This is a genomic window from Microbacterium paraoxydans, assembly GCF_020524545.1.
GTDB lineage: Bacteria > Actinomycetota > Actinomycetes > Actinomycetales > Microbacteriaceae > Microbacterium > Microbacterium paraoxydans_C.
This window is the reverse complement of sequence record NZ_JAIVLG010000005.1, coordinates 13,068-28,858: the sequence shown is the minus strand read 5'-3', so window position 1 is coordinate 28,858 and position 15,791 is coordinate 13,068. Positions and strand designations below refer to the sequence as shown.

Genomic DNA, 15,791 nt, shown 5'->3' with positions numbered 1-15,791 from the left:
AACAGAGTGTCACGTCGGATCGGAGCAGGTCCGAGCGGTGGTAATCTGACGTCATGCGGACCGTGCTCCTTCTTCTTATGGGCCGCGACGAGACCTCGATCTAGAGCCCCTCCTCGTCGCGGAGTCCATCGTGGGCCGAACCGTCAGCCACAGGAGACACGCAATGACAACCCCCGCACACAATGCTGATCCGGCACGCCCCAGGACGCTCGCCGAGAAGGTCTGGGATGACCACCTGGTCGTCAAAGGCGACAACGGCGAGCCCGACCTGATCTACATCGACCTGCACCTCGTGCACGAGGTCACGAGTCCCCAGGCGTTCGACGGGTTGCGCACAGAAGGGCGACCGCTGCGCCGACTCGACCTCACGATCGCGACCGAGGACCACAACACGCCGACCTGGGAGATCGACAAGCCGATCGCCGATCTCACCAGTCGCACGCAGATCGAGACCCTTCGACGCAACGCGGCGGAGTTCGGTGTGCGCCTGCACTCGCTCGGCGACGCGGAGCAGGGCATCGTGCACGTCGTGGGTCCGCAGCTCGGTCTGACCATGCCGGGGATCACGGTGGTCTGCGGCGACTCGCACACGTCGACCCACGGTGCGTTCGGTGCGATGGCGTTCGGCATCGGTACGAGCGAGGTCGAGCACGTCATGGCCACGCAGACGCTTCCGCTCAAGCCGTTCAAGACGATGGCGATCAACGTCGAAGGGACGCTGCGTCCCGGGGTCACGGCGAAGGACATCATCCTGGCCGTCATCGCGAAGATCGGCACGGGCGGCGGGCAGGGCTACGTGCTCGAGTACCGCGGCAGCGCGATCCGCGCCCTCTCGATGGAGGGCCGGATGACGATCTGCAACATGTCGATCGAAGCCGGTGCTCGTGCGGGGATGGTTGCGCCGGACGAGACCACCTTCGCCTACCTCGAGGGGCGCCCTCATGCGCCGAAGGGCCAGGACTGGGAAGACGCCGTCGCATACTGGCGCACGCTGCCGTCGGACGACGGGGCGACGTTCGATGCCGAGGTCTTCATCGACGCCGACGACTTGGAGCCGTTCGTGACCTGGGGCACCAACCCGGGGCAGGGCAGCTCGCTCTCCGCTTCGGTTCCGAACCCCGCGGAGATCGCCGACCCGAACGAGCGCGCCGCCGCCGAGCGCGCGCTCGAGTACATGGACCTGACCCCGGGGACGCCTCTCAAGGAGGTGCCGGTCGACGCGGTCTTCATGGGATCGTGCACGAACAGCCGGATCGAGGATCTGCGAGCGTTCGCGTCGATCATCGAAGGGAAGAAGAAGGCGGACGGCGTCCGCGTCATGGTGGTTCCGGGGTCCGCGCGCGTGCGCCTGGAGGCCGAGGCCGAGGGACTGGACAAGGTCATCAAGGATTTCGGAGCGGAATGGCGCTTCGCCGGATGCTCGATGTGCCTGGGTATGAACCCCGACCAGCTCGCGCCGGGGGAGCGCTGCGCCTCCACCTCCAACCGCAACTTCGAGGGCCGTCAGGGCAAGGGTGGGCGTACGCACCTTGTGTCGCCGCTCGTCGCGGCCGCCACGGCGATCCGCGGCACCCTGTCCAGCCCGAGCGACCTGACCGAAGGGTTCTGAATCATGGAGAAGTTCACCACTCACACCGGGGTCGCCGCACCGTTGAAGCGCTCCAACGTGGACACCGACCAGATCATCCCCGCCGTCTTCCTCAAGCGGGTCACCAAGACCGGTTTCGAGGACGCGCTGTTCCATGGGTGGCGCCAGGACCCGGAGTTCGTTCTCAATCAGCCGGTGTTCCAGGGGGCCTCCGTGCTCCTCGCCGGGCCCGATTTCGGCACCGGATCCAGCCGTGAGCACGCGGTCTGGGCGTTGCGGGACTTCGGTTTCAAGGTCGTGCTCAGCCCCCGCTTCGCTGATATCTTCCGGGGCAATTCCGGCAAGCAGGGTCTGCTCGCCGCGACCATCTCCGAGGAGGACCTCGAGCGCTTCTGGGGCGAGATCGACCGGAATCCCGGGGTATCGATGACGGTCGATCTCGAGGCGCGGACCGCGTCGATCGGCGACGTCCAGGCCGAGATCGGGATCGACGATTACACTAGATGGCGGCTCCTCGAAGGGCTCGATGACATCGGGCTCACGCTGCGCAACGAAGACAAGATCGCGCAGTTCGAGGCTCGTCGCGAGTCGTGGCGGCCACGGACCCTTCCCGTTCAGTAGACGGTGGGGGCGGGGGAGCCAGGGGCAACCCGCCCCCGAAATCCGTAAATGAAGTGAGGCTCCGAATGACGACACCTGTGCGCGACGCTCTTCCGGACGGAGTTCCTGCACTCACCGGAGACGTCCTCGCCATTCGAGGCGGACGTCCGCTCCGTGGCCGTGTCGACGTCAAGGGCGCGAAGAACCTGGCGACGAAGGCCATGGTCGCGTCCCTCCTCGGCGAAACCGTCAGCACCCTGCGCGATGTCCCGGCCATCAGCGATGTCGCGGTCGTGCGCTCGCTGCTCGAGGTGCACGGCGTACGGGTCTCGGAAGGGGACGAGCCCGGTTCGCTCGTTTTCGACCCCAGCGACGTCGAGTCCGCGCACTTCGAGGAGATCGACGCGCACGCAGGAGCCTCGCGCATCCCGATCCTGTTCTGCGGCCCGTTGCTGCACCGTCTCGGTCAGGCGTTCATCCCCGACCTCGGCGGATGCCGGATCGGCGACCGCCCTATCGACTTCCATCTGGACGCACTGCGCAAGTTCGGCGCGATCGTCGAGAAGCTCCCCAGCGGCATCCGGCTCTCCACCGGGGGAACGCGCCTGCACGGCGCCAACATCCACCTCCCGTACCCGAGTGTCGGTGCGACGGAGCAGGTGCTCCTCACCGCCGTCCGCGCCGAGGGCGTCACGGAGCTGCGCAACGCGGCCATCGAGCCCGAGATCATGGACCTGATCGCCGTGCTGCAGAAGATGGGCGCGATCATCTCCTACGAGCCGAACCGCGTCATCGTCATCGAGGGCGTCGAGAAGCTCCGCGGCTACGACCACCGGTCGATCTTCGACCGCAACGAGGCAGCGTCCTGGGCCTCTGCCGCACTGGCGACCGATGGCGAGATCTTCGTCGGCGGAGCCAAGCAGCAGGAGATGCTGACGTTCCTCAACGTCTTCCGCAAGGCGGGCGGGTGGTTCGACATCCAGGAGGACGGCATCCTGTTCCGTCGCGACGGAGAGATCAAGCCCGTCGTGATCGAGACCGACGTCCACCCCGGGTTCATGACGGACTGGCAGCAGCCGCTGGTCGTCGCGCTGACCCAGGCGCACGGCCGTTCCGTCGTGCACGAGACCGTGTACGAGAACCGGATGGGCTTCACCGATGCGCTGGTCAAGATGGGTGCCGACATCGTGGTGCACCCTCGGGGGCTCCAGGACGGCCCGCGTCGGGTTCCGCGTCGAGACCTCGAGCAGGCTGCGGTCGTCACCGGTCCCACTCCGCTCCACGGTGCAGACATCGTGGTGCCCGACCTTCGCGGCGGTTACAGCCACGTCATCGCGGCGCTCACCGCCACCGGCGAGTCCAAGGTGTCCGGCGTCGATATCCTCAGCCGTGGTTACGAGAAGTTCCTCGCCAAGCTCGACGCGCTCGGTGCCGACTTCGACGTCATCCGGTGACCGACGTGGCGTCCCGATCGTCGGAGACGAAGCGCCCGAGCATCTTCTGGCCGCTCGCGGCGCTCGTGATCCCTCCGGTCTCCCTGATCGCGAAGATCCGTGTGCGCGGGGCCGAGAAGCTGCCGCGCGAGGGGTCCTTCGTCCTGGCTCCGAACCACTACTCGGAGTTCGATCCGCTCATCGTCGCCGTCGCCGTGTGGCGTGCCGGTCGCGCCCCGCGCTTCATGGCCAAGGAGAGCCTCTTCAAGGTGCCGGTGCTCGGCTGGTTCCTGCGTCGCACCGGGATGATCCCGGTCGCTCGCACGTCTTCGGCCGCGTCCGCCCGGCAGACCATGAAACAATCGGAGGAACTCGTCGAGCACGGTCGTGGCGTGATCGTCTATCCCGAGGGAACGCTCACGCGAGACCCGGCGCTGTGGCCGATGCGCGGGAAGTCGGGCGCGGTTCGTCTGGCTCTCGCCGATGGCATCCCGCTGATCCCGATGGCCCAATGGGGCACCCAGGCGATCATGGGGCGTTATCAGAAGGGCTTGAGCCTCTGGCCGCTGCGAAAGCCCGTCCAGGTTCTGATCGGCGACCCGGTCGATGTCTCGGATCTGCGTGAACGCGCGGGGGAGCCGGCCGCCCTCAACGAAGCCACGGATCGACTCATGAACGCCATCACCGCGCTGCTCGAGGAGCTTCGAGACGAGAAGGCACCGGCGGAGCGATGGAACCCCGCGAACCACGGGCAGAAGGAGACCGGGCGCCTTGACACCTAAGAGAACCGTTCCGAGCGGGCCGCGCGTCGCCGTGATCGGCGCGGGCAGTTGGGGAACGACTTTCGGCAAGATCCTCGCCGACGGCGGTGCGCACGTCACGATGTGGGCGCGGCGTGCAGAACTCGCGCAGGAGATCAGCGAGGCCAAGCGCAATTCGCGCTACCTCCCGGGAATCAACCTCCCGCGCACGATGGTGGCCACGCACGAGCTCGCGACGTCCCTCGACGGCGTTGAGCAGGTGTACCTGTCGGTGCCGAGCCAGTCGCTCCGCGAGAACCTGAAAGCGCTGCGCCCCTTGCTCGCGGACAGTGACGCCAAGGTCATCAGTCTCATGAAGGGCGTCGAACGCGGCACGGGTCTGCGTATGAGCCAGGTGATCCAGCAGGAACTGCGCTGCGATCCCGACCGCATCGCCGTAGCCTCGGGGCCGAACCTCGCACTGGAGATCGCCCGGGAGCAGCCCACCGCGGCCGTGATCTCCTCGCGCAGCCAGGAGACGGCCGACGTCGTCGCACGCGCCGCTCGCAACACCTATTTCCGCACCTTCGTGAACACCGACGTGATCGGTACCGAGTTCGGCGGCGTGCTCAAGAACTTGATCGCGGTCGCGATCGGCATCGTGGACGGTGTCGGATACGGGGAGAACACGAAGGCGTCGATCATTACGCGCGGACTCGTCGAGATGACCGACTTCGCGGTGGCGAACGGCGCGCATCCGGAGACCCTCCAGGGGCTCGCCGGTCTCGGGGACCTGATCGCCACGTGCCAGTCGCCGCTGAGCAGGAACAACACGGCGGGCCGCCTTCTCGGCCAGGGCTACAGCTTCCAGGATGTCGTGAAGCAGATGCAGCAGACGGCGGAGGGGCTAGCCTCCGTCGCCCCGATCCTGCAGCTCGCACGCGAAGCGGAGGTCGACATGCCCATCGTCGAGCAGGTGAAGATGGTGCTCGACGGCAAGATGGATCCGCGGGACATCGCACCCCACCTGACGACGGACGACGACACCCCGCGGGGTGAGAGGACCAACCATGGACAAGCAGACGGTGGTGGTGCTCTTCGGCGGGCGCTCCAGCGAGCATTCGATCAGTTCCGCAACGGCGGGGGGCGTGCTGGGAGCGATTGACCGCGACCGGTATGCCGTGATCCCGGTGGGCATCACCCGCGAGGGGGCATTCGTGTTGGAAGACGACGATCCCGCGAAGTTCCCGCTGGATGCCGCGCATCTCCCGGAGGTCGTCGACAACGGCACACGTGTCCTGTGGCCCGAGCCGGGTGGGGACCGCACGCTGCGAGTCGTGCAGACGGACGGCTCGATCGAAGGCTTCGGCGAGATCGACGTGGTGCTGCCCATCCTGCACGGACCACACGGCGAGGACGGCACGATCCAGGGCTACTTCGACACCCTGGAGGTCCCGTACGCGGGTGGAGGGGTGCTCGACTCCGCGCTCTGCATGGACAAGCACTTCATGAAGATCGCCCTGCAGGCGGCGGGCATAGCCGTCGCACCGTGGGTGACCGTACGCCGCCGGGACTGGGACCAGGATGCCGAGGACGTGCGCCGCCGCGCGGCCGCACTCGGCCTGCCGTTGTTCGTGAAGCCGGCACGTGCCGGCTCGAGCGTCGGCGTGTCGAAGGTGGAAACGGCGGACGAGCTCGACGCCGCTCTGAGCGTCGCCTTCGCCGAAGACGAGAAGGTGCTGATCGAGACCGGCGTGAGCGGTCGTGAGATCGAGGTCGCCGTTCTCGAGGGTGCGGAGGGCGTCCGGGCGTCTCTGCCCGGCGAGATCGTGTTGACGTCCCGGGGGTTCTATGACTTCGAGGGCAAGTATCTCGGCGGCGACGGCGTCGATGTCGTGTGCCCGGCAGAGTTGACCGCTGCCGAGACCGCGGCGATCCAACAGGCGGGTATCCGAGCGTTCGACGCCGTGGACGGTCGTGGGCTCGCACGCGTCGACATGTTCCTCACGCCGACGGGCGAACTGGTCGTCAACGAGCTGAACACGATGCCCGGTTTCACGCCGATCTCGATGTTCCCGAAGTGCTGGGTCGCCTCGGGGCTGAGCTACGGCGAACTGATCACCGAGCTGGTCGAAGCCGGCCTCCGCGGTTGAACATCGCGTTCCCCGCGGCGATCAGCTGGCAGGGAACTCGACCCGATCGGTGCACTTCGCCGTCGCCGGAGCGAGCCCGGACTGGATGCTCTGGGAGATCGAGTCCACGATCGACTGGAAGTCGATCTGCTCACCGCGCCGGATGTTCACCTCGACGGCGGGGTCCCGGCCATAGGTGACGAGGCGCTGGCGCTCCTCCTCCTGCTCGAGGACGAGCCAGTCGACGCCGCCCAGCGTGGTGCACACGAGGGCCGAGGGGGCGGGCGGTTCGACTCCGCAGCGCAGTGCGACCGCCGTGGGCTCACCCCAGGCGCCGGTGGCCTGGGCATCCGTCCACACACGGTCGAAACCGGCGACGGTGTCTGGCAGCAGCACCGACACCGAGGCGCATGCGGGATTGTTCGCATCGTCGGCCGGTTCGAGGTGCACGGTCGTCGAGCAACCGGCGAGGACGGCGGTGAGGATCACCGCGCCTGCGAGGGCAGCGAGGCGACGGGAACGAGGCATGCTTCCAGGCTACCTTTGACAGCATGCCCTCCCGACCCGACGCCGATGATCCATGCCTGGGCGATGTCTCCGAAGGACGCATCCTCCGCGCGATCCTGACCCGCACGTCGACCGCCTCACACGCACTGATCGGCCCGGGGGACGATGCCGCCGTCGTCGCCACCCCCTCGGGCAGTGTGGTCGCGACGACCGACACGCTGGTGCACGGACCGGACTTCCGTCTCGCCTGGTCCAGCGGGTACGACCTCGGGTGGAAGGCTGCCGCCGTGAATCTGGCGGACGTCGCAGCGATGGGCGCACGTCCGACGGCGCTCCTCGTCGCGCTGGCCGTGCCTGGCGATCTCCGGCTCTCGTTCGTGGAACGGCTCGCAGACGGCTTCCGAGACGCCTGTGACGCCCTCGCACCCGGGTGTGCGGTCGTCGGAGGGGACCTGACGGTCTCGGATGTCCTGACGGTCGCCGTGACGGCACTCGGCGACCTCGAAGGCAGACCCCCGGTGACCCGCGACGGCGCGCGTGCCGGGGACGTCGTCGCCGTGGCGGGAGAGCTCGGGCACGCCGCCCACGGTCTGGCTGTGCTGTTCGGACGCTTTCGCGACGGCGGCATACCGGTGCCGGTCGACCCCGCGATGCTCGCGGCGGGGGAGGGCGCGGCCGTCATCGCCCAGCTGAGGCCTTCGCCTCCGATCGGCCTCGGTGCGGTCGCAGCCTCGGCCGGTGCCACCGCGATGATGGATGTATCCGACGGGCTCGCCCTCGATGCTCGGCGGATGGCTACGGCATCCGGGGTCACGATCGCGCTCGACAGCGAGGCGCTCGGTGATGATCCAGAGCGTGCGGTCGCCGGTGGCGAGGATCACGCGCTGCTCGCGACATTCCCTTCCGGCGCGCTTCCGCCCGGTTTCCGTGCGATCGGCCGGGTGCTGCCGCGCGGCGACGAAGATCTGCTCTGCGACGGGGCCTCGGTCGAGGTCAGCGGGTGGGATCCCTATCGTGACTGGGACTCGATCTCGGGCTGATCCTCGTCGTCCGGGCGGGGCTCGGCCCACCAGATCACGGTGTCACCGTAAGACTTCTCCCGGAAGAGCTCGAGGCCGGCGGCTGCGAAGTCCGGTGGCGTGGATCGGCGTGCACGTTCGACCACGACGACCGCATCGGGCGTCAGGAGCGGCGCGAGCGCGATGAGATCCGCGGTCATCGCGGCATCGTCGAGGTCGTACGGCGGATCGCTGAAGACGAGATCGAAGCGGCCGGTCGCACGTTGCAGGAACGTGCGGACCGCGCTCTCGTGCACATGGCCCGGTGCCATGCCGCCGGCTTTGGCCACGGCTGACGCATTGCGGCGCACGATCGCCGCAGCCTGCCGTCCTCGCTCCACGAGTTCTGCACTCGCCGCGCCCCGGCTCAGGGATTCGAGGCCGAGAGCCCCGGATCCGGCGTACAGGTCGAGGACCCTGGCGCCCTCGATCGCGCTCAGGGATTCGAGCGCGCCGAAGAGCGACTCACGCACACGGTCGCTCGTGGGGCGCGTTCCCGCCCCGGGCACTTCGAGTCGAGTGCCCCTGGCGCTGCCTGCGATGATCCTCGTCACCCGTTCACGATACGACAGCCGCGGTAACGTCCGTGTCGGTCGGGGTCCCTAGACTCGGAGCATGTCGCTCTCGCTCGATTCCTCGCTGGAGGAGGCGCTCGGCGCGGCGTCTGCCAAGACGCTCGGTCGTGCGTTCGCCATGCGGAGCGTCGGCGACCTCCTGGCCCACTATCCGCGCCGGTATGCCGATCCGGGCGAGCTCACGCCGATCCGCGATCTGCCGCTCGGGGAGACGGTGACCATCGTGGCCGAGGTGCTGTCGTCGAGCTTCCGGCGCATGCGCAACCGTCCGGGAGCGATGGTCGACGTGGTGATCGGTGACGGCATCGGACGCATGTCCCTGACGTTCTTCGCGAAGAACATCGGGGCGGCGGAGTGGCGTTCCAACGACCTCGCCGTCGGAAGGCGGGGCGTGTTCTCAGGGAAGGTCGGAGAGTTCAACGGGGTGACGCAGTTCGCGCATCCGGAGTACGAGCTCTTCGACGATGAAGACGCCGCCCGGCGGAGAGCAGACGCGCGTGCGGCCGTTCCCATCCCCATCTATCCGGCCACCTCGACGATCCAGACCTGGCAGATCGCGCGGCTCATCGGGCGGGTGCTCGACGACCTCGCCGAGGTTCCCGACCCGCTGACGAAGGACATCCGCGAGAGCGAAGAGCTGCTCACGGCCGGTGAAGCGCTCGAACGCATCCACCGCCCGCGCTCGCGCAACGACATCGACCCTGCGGTCCGCACCCTCCGGATGCATGAAGCGCTCACGCTGCAGACGGCGCTCCTGCAGCAGAGGGACGCGGTCCGGGCGCTCTCGGCGACGAGCCGTCCGGCCGCTCCTGGCGGGCTGCTGGAGCGTTTCGACGCAGCGATGCCCTACACGCTGACACCGGATCAGGAGACAGTCGGCGCACAGATCGCGGCCGATCTGATCGGTGCCTGGCCGATGAACCGCCTCGTCCAGGGCGAAGTCGGCTCCGGGAAGACGCTCGTCGCGCTGCGCGCGATGCTGCAGGTCGCAGAGAGCGGAGGTCAGGCTGCGCTGATCGCCCCCACCGAAGTCCTCGCCGGCCAGCATCTGCGTTCGATCGCGAAGATGCTGGGTCCTGAGCTGGCACCGTTGCTGATGCCGACGCTGCTCACCGGGCAGCTTCCCGCCGCCGAGAGGCGCAAAGCCGCTCTCCGGGTCGCCTCCGGGCAGGCGCTCATCGTCGTCGGAACACATGCCCTGCTGGGGGAGAAGACGACCTTCGCCGACCTGGGTCTCGTGGTCGTGGACGAGCAGCACAGGTTCGGCGTCGAACAGCGCGAGGCCCTTCGCGCCAAGGGGTCGAGTCCGCACGCTCTCGTCCTCACGGCCACGCCGATCCCGCGCACGGTGGCGATGACCGTGTTCGGCGATCTCGACACATCGGTCATCCGGACCATGCCGGCCGGACGAGCGGGCATCGAGTCGTTCGTCGCGCCCCTGGCCGAGCACCCGGGATGGTTCAACCGCGTCTGGGAGCGGGCGGCGGAGGAGATCGCGCAGGGAAGACAGGTCTTCGCCGTGTGCGCCGCGATCGACACGACGAAGAAGACCGCAGAGGTCGGCGAGCAGCAGCCCCTCGTGTCGGACGGCTCCTCTGGCCCTCGGTGGGGCGTGGTGCAGCTCGATGAGGCGCTGGCGACGCACCCGACGCTCGGCGGGATCCGTCGTGCCGTGCTGCACGGCCGGATGCCGTCCGACGAGAAGGACGCCGTGATGCAGGCGTTCGCGCGAGGCAACATCGACCTGCTCTTGGCGACGACGGTCATCGAGGTCGGCGTCGATGTGCCGAATGCGTCGACCATGATCGTGCTGGATGCCGATCGGTTCGGCGTGTCCCAGTTGCACCAGCTGAGAGGACGAGTCGGCCGTGGCGGTGTCCCCGGGCTCTGCCTGCTGGTCACCGAAGCGGAATCCGGATCCCTCGCGCGAGACCGGGTCGACGCGGTCGCGGCGACCCTCGACGGGTTCGCCCTGGCAGAGGTCGATCTCGAGTTGCGCGGTGAGGGGGACGTACTCGGCGCGGCGCAGGCCGGCGTCCGCTCCTCGCTGAAGCTCTTGCGTGTCGTGAAGGACGCGGGGCTCATCACCCGTGCGCGCGAGCTGGCCGAGACGATCCTCGTGGCCGATCCGGCGCTCGAGGCCCATCCTGGTCTCCGCGAGGCGATCGCCCGCCGGGTGAGTGACGAGGATCGAGCGGCGCTCGCGAAGAACTGAGGCGTGCACGAGGTGCCCTAGGCTGGTGGCATGAGTAGCAGGATCGCCGTCGTCCCGGGTTCCTTCGATCCGCCGACCCTGGGTCATCTCGACGTGATCCGTCGGGCGGCCGCCCTGTACGACGAGCTGCACGTGCTCGTGGTGCACAACCCGGGCAAGGAGGCGATGCTGCCGATCGCACAGCGTCTGTCGCTGCTGGAGCGTTCGATCGCCGATGACGGGATGCCAGGGAACATCGTCATCGGGTCGTGGACGATGGGTCTGCTCGTCGACTATGCCCGTGATGTGGGTGCCGGCGTGCTGGTCAAGGGCATCAGGTCCCAGATCGACGTCGCGTACGAATCCCCGATGGCGATCGTCAATCGGCACCTCGCCGATATCGAGACGGTGTTCCTGCTGCCTGATCCCTCGCATGCGATGGTCTCGAGCTCTCTGGTGCGTCAGGTCGCTTCGCTCGGCGGCGACATCGCGCCGTTCGTCCCGCCGGCGGTGGCGGATTTCCTCGACACGGGTGCCCGCGGGCTCTGAGCCTCGTTTCTGCGTGCGGTCCGGCGCCAGCCCTGGAGGACCCGGGTAGCATGGCGGAGTGCGCTCTCGAATGAACGGTCCCTTCGTGCTCCCCGTCCGCGACATCGTCCGGCGACCGGGGGAGATGCGTGAGCACGAGTTCTCCGTGGCTCTCAAAGAGGCATGGGGTGAGGGCATCGTGACGTTCGAAACCGGCTCCGAGTTCGCCCTCGACGTGCGTCTGGAGTCCGTTCACGAGGGCATTCTCGTGTCCGGAACCGCTGACGCAGAATACGTCGGTGTCTGCGGCAGATGCCTGATCGACATCGCTCGGCCCGTCGAAGTCGAGTTCCAGGAGCTTTTCGCGTATCCTGGTGAGGAAGAAACTGACTTCGAGGTTCAAGACGACCACGTGGATCTTGAAACTCTCGTCAGGGATGCGGCCGTATTGTCGCTTCCTTTTCAGCCGGTGTGTCAGCCGGATTGCCCGGGTCTCGACCCGAAAACGGGTGAGCGACTGGCCGTGAGCACCGGAACGGAGCAGGTGGCTCCCATCGATCCTCGATGGAGCGTGCTCCAGAACATCACAGACCAAGACGGCGCGGAAGAACCTCGTGCCGCCGAGAAAGAAGAGAGCTAGTCATGGCTGGTAACCCCCCGAAGCGCAAGGTTTCCCGTTCGAACACCCGCTCGCGTCGCGCGCAGTGGAAGGCGGCTCCCGTCGCCCTCGTCAAGACCATCGAGAATGGTCAGGTCGTCTACAGCCGTCCGCACCAGGCGAAGGTCGTCACCGACTCGCAGGGCACCGAACTCTTCCTGGAGTACAAGGGCCGCAAGGTCGCCGACGTCTGAGTCGCGAACCGTGACGGAGGTCCCCGGGGGGACGAGACCTCTCCCAGATAAGCTCCGCGTCGAGATCGACGCGGAGCTTCTGGGGTTGGCCCTCACCCACCGCTCGTACGCGTACGAGCACGGCGGGATCCCGCACAACGAGCGTCTGGAGTTTCTCGGAGACTCGGTGCTCGGACAGGCGGTGACGGTCATGCTGTTCACCACGCATCCCGACCTCGACGAGGGCGAGTTGGCGAAGCGACGCGCGAGCGTTGTGTCGACCGTCGCCCTCGCAGAGGTGGCACGGGGGATCGATCTCGGCAGTCATCTGCTGCTCGGGCGCGGCGAGGAGCAGACCGGCGGCCGCGACAAGGACTCGATCCTCGCCGACACCATGGAAGCCGTGATCGGCGCGACCTATCTCTCTGCGGGTCCGGACGCGGCGACGGAGCTCGTCCTGCGTCTCACGAAGCCGCTGCTGGCAGACCCGGAGCGCTACGGTGCGGCGATGGATCCCAAGACCAGCCTGCAGGAGCTCGCCGCCCGCGTCGGCGCGACGCCGCCACAGTATTCGATCGAGGCGAGCGGTCCGGACCATGACCGACGGTTCACGGCGACCGTCGTCGTCGGTGACGTGACCATGACCGGCACCGGCAGCAGCAAGAAGACCGCGGAGATGGCGGCCGCCCTCAGCGCCTGGCGCACGCTCAGCGCGCGTGCCTGAGCTCCCCGAAGTCGAGGTCGTCCGCGCCGGCCTGGCGCCGGCGGCCGTCGGAGCCTTGATCACCTCGGTGAGCGTGCTCGATGAACGTGCTCTCACCCGCCACACCGCCGGCGCCGCGGACTTCGTCGCCCGGCTCGAGGGGCGACGGTTCGCCGCGGCCTCGCGTCGGGGAAAGTTCCTCTGGCTTCCTCTCGATCATGAAGATGCCGCGCTGATCGCGCATCTGGGTATGAGCGGGCAGATGCTCCTGCGTGCACCGGCGGCGGCGGCGGAGCGGCACGAGCGTGTCCGCATCGGCATCGAGCACCCCAAACACGGCGAACTCGCGATCGTCTTCGCGGACCAGCGGACGTTCGGCTCGCTTGCCGTGGACGCGCTCGTCGACGACGGTGGATCGTCGATTCCGACCCAGGTCGTCCACATCGCGCGTGACCCGCTCGACGATCGCTTCGATGACGACGCCTTCCGCGCAGCGCTCGCTCGACGCGGCAGCGCGATCAAGCGGGTCCTCCTCGACCAGGGCGTGGTCAGCGGCATCGGCAACATCTATGCCGATGAGTCCCTGTGGGCGGCGCGCATCCACCCCGAGACTCCTGCGGACCGGCTTTCCGGTCCGGCCGTCCGACGTCTTCTCGCCGAGGTGCGCAGCGTGCTCGAGAAGGCACTCGCCGAGGGGGGAACGAGCTTCGACGCCCAGTACGTCAACGTCAATGGACAGGCTGGGTACTTCGCGCACTCCCTCAACGCCTACGGGCGACAGGGAAAACCCTGCGCACGATGCGGCACGAGTATCCGCCGGGTGGCGTTCATGAACCGTTCGTCGCACTTCTGCCCGGCCTGCCAGCGTCGCCGCTGAGGTCTTCGCGTCACGCGGCCCGGAATGCCTTCAGCAAGAGCGGACGCGTCGCCCAGGTGCTTGCCCACACGATGCCGATGCCGATGCCGACCACAGCGGCGATCGTGAGGAGCGACACGGGTGCCGTGATCACCGCGAGGCCGACCAGAGGGAAGACGAGCACCGCGGCCACCACCGCTGAGCCGATCGCTGTGATGAGCAAGGGAGACATGATCGCTCGGCGGCGAGCACGGTCCACCGTCGCCACAGGCATGCCCAGGTGATGGAGACTGCGGTGCAGCCCCTGTTGATCGAGCACATCTGATGCCTGATTGACGCCGACGGAGGCGGCGACCATGAGGAACGAGCCGATCAATGTGATGATGAGGCCCGTGCGGATGTCGCGGGCGAGAGCGAACTCGGCGGCAGAGGCGTCCGCGCTCGTCATCACGTTCATCAGCGCGACGCCGGTGCCCGCGAACACGGCCATGAAGCTCGCCATCGCGATGCCGCCGACCTGTCGCCAGGCCGACTTGGGGGAGTCCAGGACGATGCGTGCCGCGAGAAGTCGTTCGGGCTGTTCAGCGCGGCGCAACTGGCGGGAAGCCGAGATCTTGAGAACCCACGGGCCGATCACGTTCAGGACTGCCAGCGCGGCGCCGAACAGCACTGCCAGGACGACGATCGTGGTCACGACCCCGCCGATCGACGGGAACACCTTGATCAGGACGAAGGCGACAGCGATCGTGCAGGCGGCGAACAGCGCACGGATCCAGTGCACGTTCGAGACCGTCGTGCGGGTGCGGACGCCGAGCGGGGAGATCACGACACGACGGAGGCCGATGACCCCACTGATCGATGCGAGCAGGAGCACGCCGGCGAAGACGACAGCGATCAGCGAGGGTGGCAGCACGACCCCGGCGAGTCCGAGCGGTTCACCTCGGAACGGGATGAGGCCGATGAGAGGACTGATGGCGAGGTGGCCGAGGACACCGGCGAGCGCGCCGCCGGCCGCGACGAGCACGGATTCGACGACCGTGGCGACGGTGACACCACCGGGCGTCACGCCCAGCAGACGAAGGGTCGAGAGTCGTTCGTCGCGGCGCCGAGCGGAAAGGCGCGCCGCCGCGCCGCCGAGTGACATCAGCGGGACGACGAGGAGCACGAGGGCGACCGCGGCGAGCGCCTGATACAGAGGAGCGTAGTCATCGGACCAGCCCCAGAACGACTGTGCACCGCCGATCACCGTCAGGACGAGCGTCGTCACGACCCCGAACGCGATGGCGGGGAGCGCGAGGACGCTGTTCTGTCCGGGAGCGGGCCGCAGCAGCAGGGCCAGGACGTGGCGGTTCACGCGGCCACCGCCGAGGAGATGATGCGCCCATCGCGGACGGCGATCGTCCGAGTACAGCGCGCGGCGACATCCGGATCATGGGTGACGACGACGAGCGTGCGCCCTTGACCTGTCGTCGACCAGAGGAGCGCGTCCATCACCTCGTTCGAGGTCTGTGAATCGAGGGCGCCGGTGGGTTCGTCGGCGAAGACCAGCTCCGCGCCGGTGGCCTGAGCACGCGCGATGGCGACCCGCTGGGCCTGTCCGCCCGACAGCTCCCCGATTCGACGCTCTTCCATGCCGGCGAGCCCGAGCGCCGCGAGCCAGGAGGCCGCATGAGGGATGGCATCCTGTCGTCGGACTCCGTTGATCATCGAGGCGAGCGCGACGTTCTCCACGGCGGTCAGCTCCGGAATGAGCAGCCCCTGTTGGAACACGAACCCGAACCGCTCTCGCCGGAGCCGCGAACGGGCGGACTCGCCGAGGGCGGTGACCTCGATCGGTGCGCCTTCGGCCGGACGGAAGACGACACTTCCCGCATCGGGTGCGGTGATGCCGGCCAGCACGTGCAGGAGCGTGGTCTTGCCGGAACCGGAGGCGCCCATGATCGCGACGGACTCGCCGCGGCCGATCGCGAGGTCGACACCGGCGAGTGCGCGGGTCATCCCGTAGGTCTTGCTGAGGGCGTGGGCTTCGATCACAGGAACATTCAT

At 68.0% G+C, this 15,791-nt stretch carries 17 protein-coding genes; 13 read left to right on the top strand and 4 right to left on the bottom strand.

Features of this window, described 5'->3' with window-relative positions; all coding sequences use genetic code 11:
* The first annotated feature begins 163 nt into the window (after nt 1-163).
* From leuC to LC041_RS12060, 6 genes are all read left to right on the top strand, one after another.
* Nucleotides 164-1,609: a 3-isopropylmalate dehydratase large subunit gene (gene leuC / locus LC041_RS12085; RefSeq protein ID WP_226533344.1), complete on the top strand. Its 1,446-nt coding sequence runs from the start codon at nt 164-166 to the stop codon at nt 1,607-1,609.
* Between the two features lie 3 nt (nt 1,610-1,612).
* The gene (leuD, locus tag LC041_RS12080) at nt 1,613-2,209 is read left to right on the top strand and encodes a 3-isopropylmalate dehydratase small subunit (protein ID WP_226533343.1); all 597 of its coding nucleotides are present in this window, start codon (nt 1,613-1,615) and stop codon (nt 2,207-2,209) included.
* Nucleotides 2,210-2,274: 65 nt separating this feature from the next.
* Nucleotides 2,275-3,642, top strand: a complete 1,368-nt coding sequence (murA, locus tag LC041_RS12075) for a UDP-N-acetylglucosamine 1-carboxyvinyltransferase (protein WP_131490919.1) — start codon at nt 2,275-2,277, stop codon at nt 3,640-3,642.
* Nucleotides 3,639-4,403, top strand: coding sequence for a lysophospholipid acyltransferase family protein (locus LC041_RS12070; protein ID WP_226533342.1), 765 nt, complete (start codon nt 3,639-3,641; stop codon nt 4,401-4,403). Before murA ends, LC041_RS12070 begins: the two co-directional genes overlap by 4 nt.
* On the top strand, nt 4,393-5,526 hold the full coding sequence (locus LC041_RS12065) for an NAD(P)H-dependent glycerol-3-phosphate dehydrogenase (RefSeq protein WP_226533341.1): 1,134 nt from the start codon (nt 4,393-4,395) through the stop codon (nt 5,524-5,526). The genes LC041_RS12070 and LC041_RS12065 overlap by 11 nt, the downstream gene beginning before the upstream one ends.
* Complete coding sequence (locus tag LC041_RS12060; protein WP_226533340.1) at nt 5,432-6,514, top strand: D-alanine--D-alanine ligase family protein; 1,083 nt, start codon at nt 5,432-5,434, stop codon at nt 6,512-6,514. The genes LC041_RS12065 and LC041_RS12060 overlap by 95 nt, the downstream gene beginning before the upstream one ends.
* Before the next feature lie 21 nt (nt 6,515-6,535).
* On the opposite strand, the gene LC041_RS12055 is transcribed toward LC041_RS12060, so the two are convergent.
* Entirely contained in the window at nt 6,536-7,021 is a 486-nt protein-coding gene (locus LC041_RS12055; protein ID WP_226533339.1) for a DUF3515 family protein, read from the bottom strand.
* A gap of 23 nt (nt 7,022-7,044) precedes the next feature.
* Between LC041_RS12055 and thiL the strand changes: the two genes are divergently transcribed.
* Nucleotides 7,045-8,040, top strand: coding sequence for a thiamine-phosphate kinase (gene thiL / locus LC041_RS12050; RefSeq protein WP_226533338.1), 996 nt, complete (start codon nt 7,045-7,047; stop codon nt 8,038-8,040).
* On the opposite strand, the gene rsmD is transcribed toward thiL, so the two are convergent.
* On the bottom strand, nt 8,010-8,612 hold the full coding sequence (gene rsmD, locus LC041_RS12045; protein ID WP_226533337.1) for a 16S rRNA (guanine(966)-N(2))-methyltransferase RsmD: 603 nt from the start codon (nt 8,610-8,612) through the stop codon (nt 8,010-8,012). The two genes, thiL and rsmD, sit on opposite strands and share 31 nt — an antisense overlap.
* 61 nt (nt 8,613-8,673) lie before the next feature.
* Here rsmD and LC041_RS12040 point away from each other — a divergent pair, with 61 nt between their 5' ends.
* The 6 genes from LC041_RS12040 (at nt 8,674) to mutM (ending at nt 13,766) form a co-directional block, all read left to right on the top strand.
* The gene (locus tag LC041_RS12040) at nt 8,674-10,848 is read left to right on the top strand and encodes an ATP-dependent DNA helicase RecG (protein ID WP_226533336.1); all 2,175 of its coding nucleotides are present in this window, start codon (nt 8,674-8,676) and stop codon (nt 10,846-10,848) included.
* A 30-nt stretch (nt 10,849-10,878) separates the two neighbouring features.
* On the top strand, nt 10,879-11,376 hold the full coding sequence (coaD, locus tag LC041_RS12035; RefSeq protein WP_226533335.1) for a pantetheine-phosphate adenylyltransferase: 498 nt from the start codon (nt 10,879-10,881) through the stop codon (nt 11,374-11,376).
* Between the two features lie 70 nt (nt 11,377-11,446).
* On the top strand, nt 11,447-11,995 hold the full coding sequence (locus LC041_RS12030; protein ID WP_226533334.1) for a YceD family protein: 549 nt from the start codon (nt 11,447-11,449) through the stop codon (nt 11,993-11,995).
* Between the two features lie 2 nt (nt 11,996-11,997).
* A complete protein-coding gene (rpmF, locus tag LC041_RS12025; RefSeq protein WP_017830754.1) occupies nt 11,998-12,207 on the top strand; it encodes a 50S ribosomal protein L32 in 210 nt (69 codons plus the stop codon).
* A 10-nt stretch (nt 12,208-12,217) separates the two neighbouring features.
* Complete coding sequence (gene rnc, locus LC041_RS12020) at nt 12,218-12,910, top strand: ribonuclease III (protein ID WP_047523957.1); 693 nt, start codon at nt 12,218-12,220, stop codon at nt 12,908-12,910.
* Nucleotides 12,903-13,766 (top strand): bifunctional DNA-formamidopyrimidine glycosylase/DNA-(apurinic or apyrimidinic site) lyase, encoded by an 864-nt coding sequence (gene mutM, locus LC041_RS12015; protein ID WP_226533333.1) that lies wholly within the window; start codon nt 12,903-12,905, stop codon nt 13,764-13,766. Before rnc ends, mutM begins: the two co-directional genes overlap by 8 nt.
* Nucleotides 13,767-13,776: 10 nt before the next feature.
* Here the strand turns inward: mutM and LC041_RS12010 are convergent, their stop codons facing one another.
* Together LC041_RS12010 and LC041_RS12005 are read right to left on the bottom strand one after the other, a co-directional pair.
* On the bottom strand, nt 13,777-15,099 hold the full coding sequence (locus LC041_RS12010; RefSeq protein ID WP_226533332.1) for an FtsX-like permease family protein: 1,323 nt from the start codon (nt 15,097-15,099) through the stop codon (nt 13,777-13,779).
* Nucleotides 15,096-15,791 (bottom strand): ABC transporter ATP-binding protein, encoded by a 696-nt coding sequence (locus LC041_RS12005; protein ID WP_226533331.1) that lies wholly within the window; start codon nt 15,789-15,791, stop codon nt 15,096-15,098. Before LC041_RS12005 ends, LC041_RS12010 begins: the two co-directional genes overlap by 4 nt.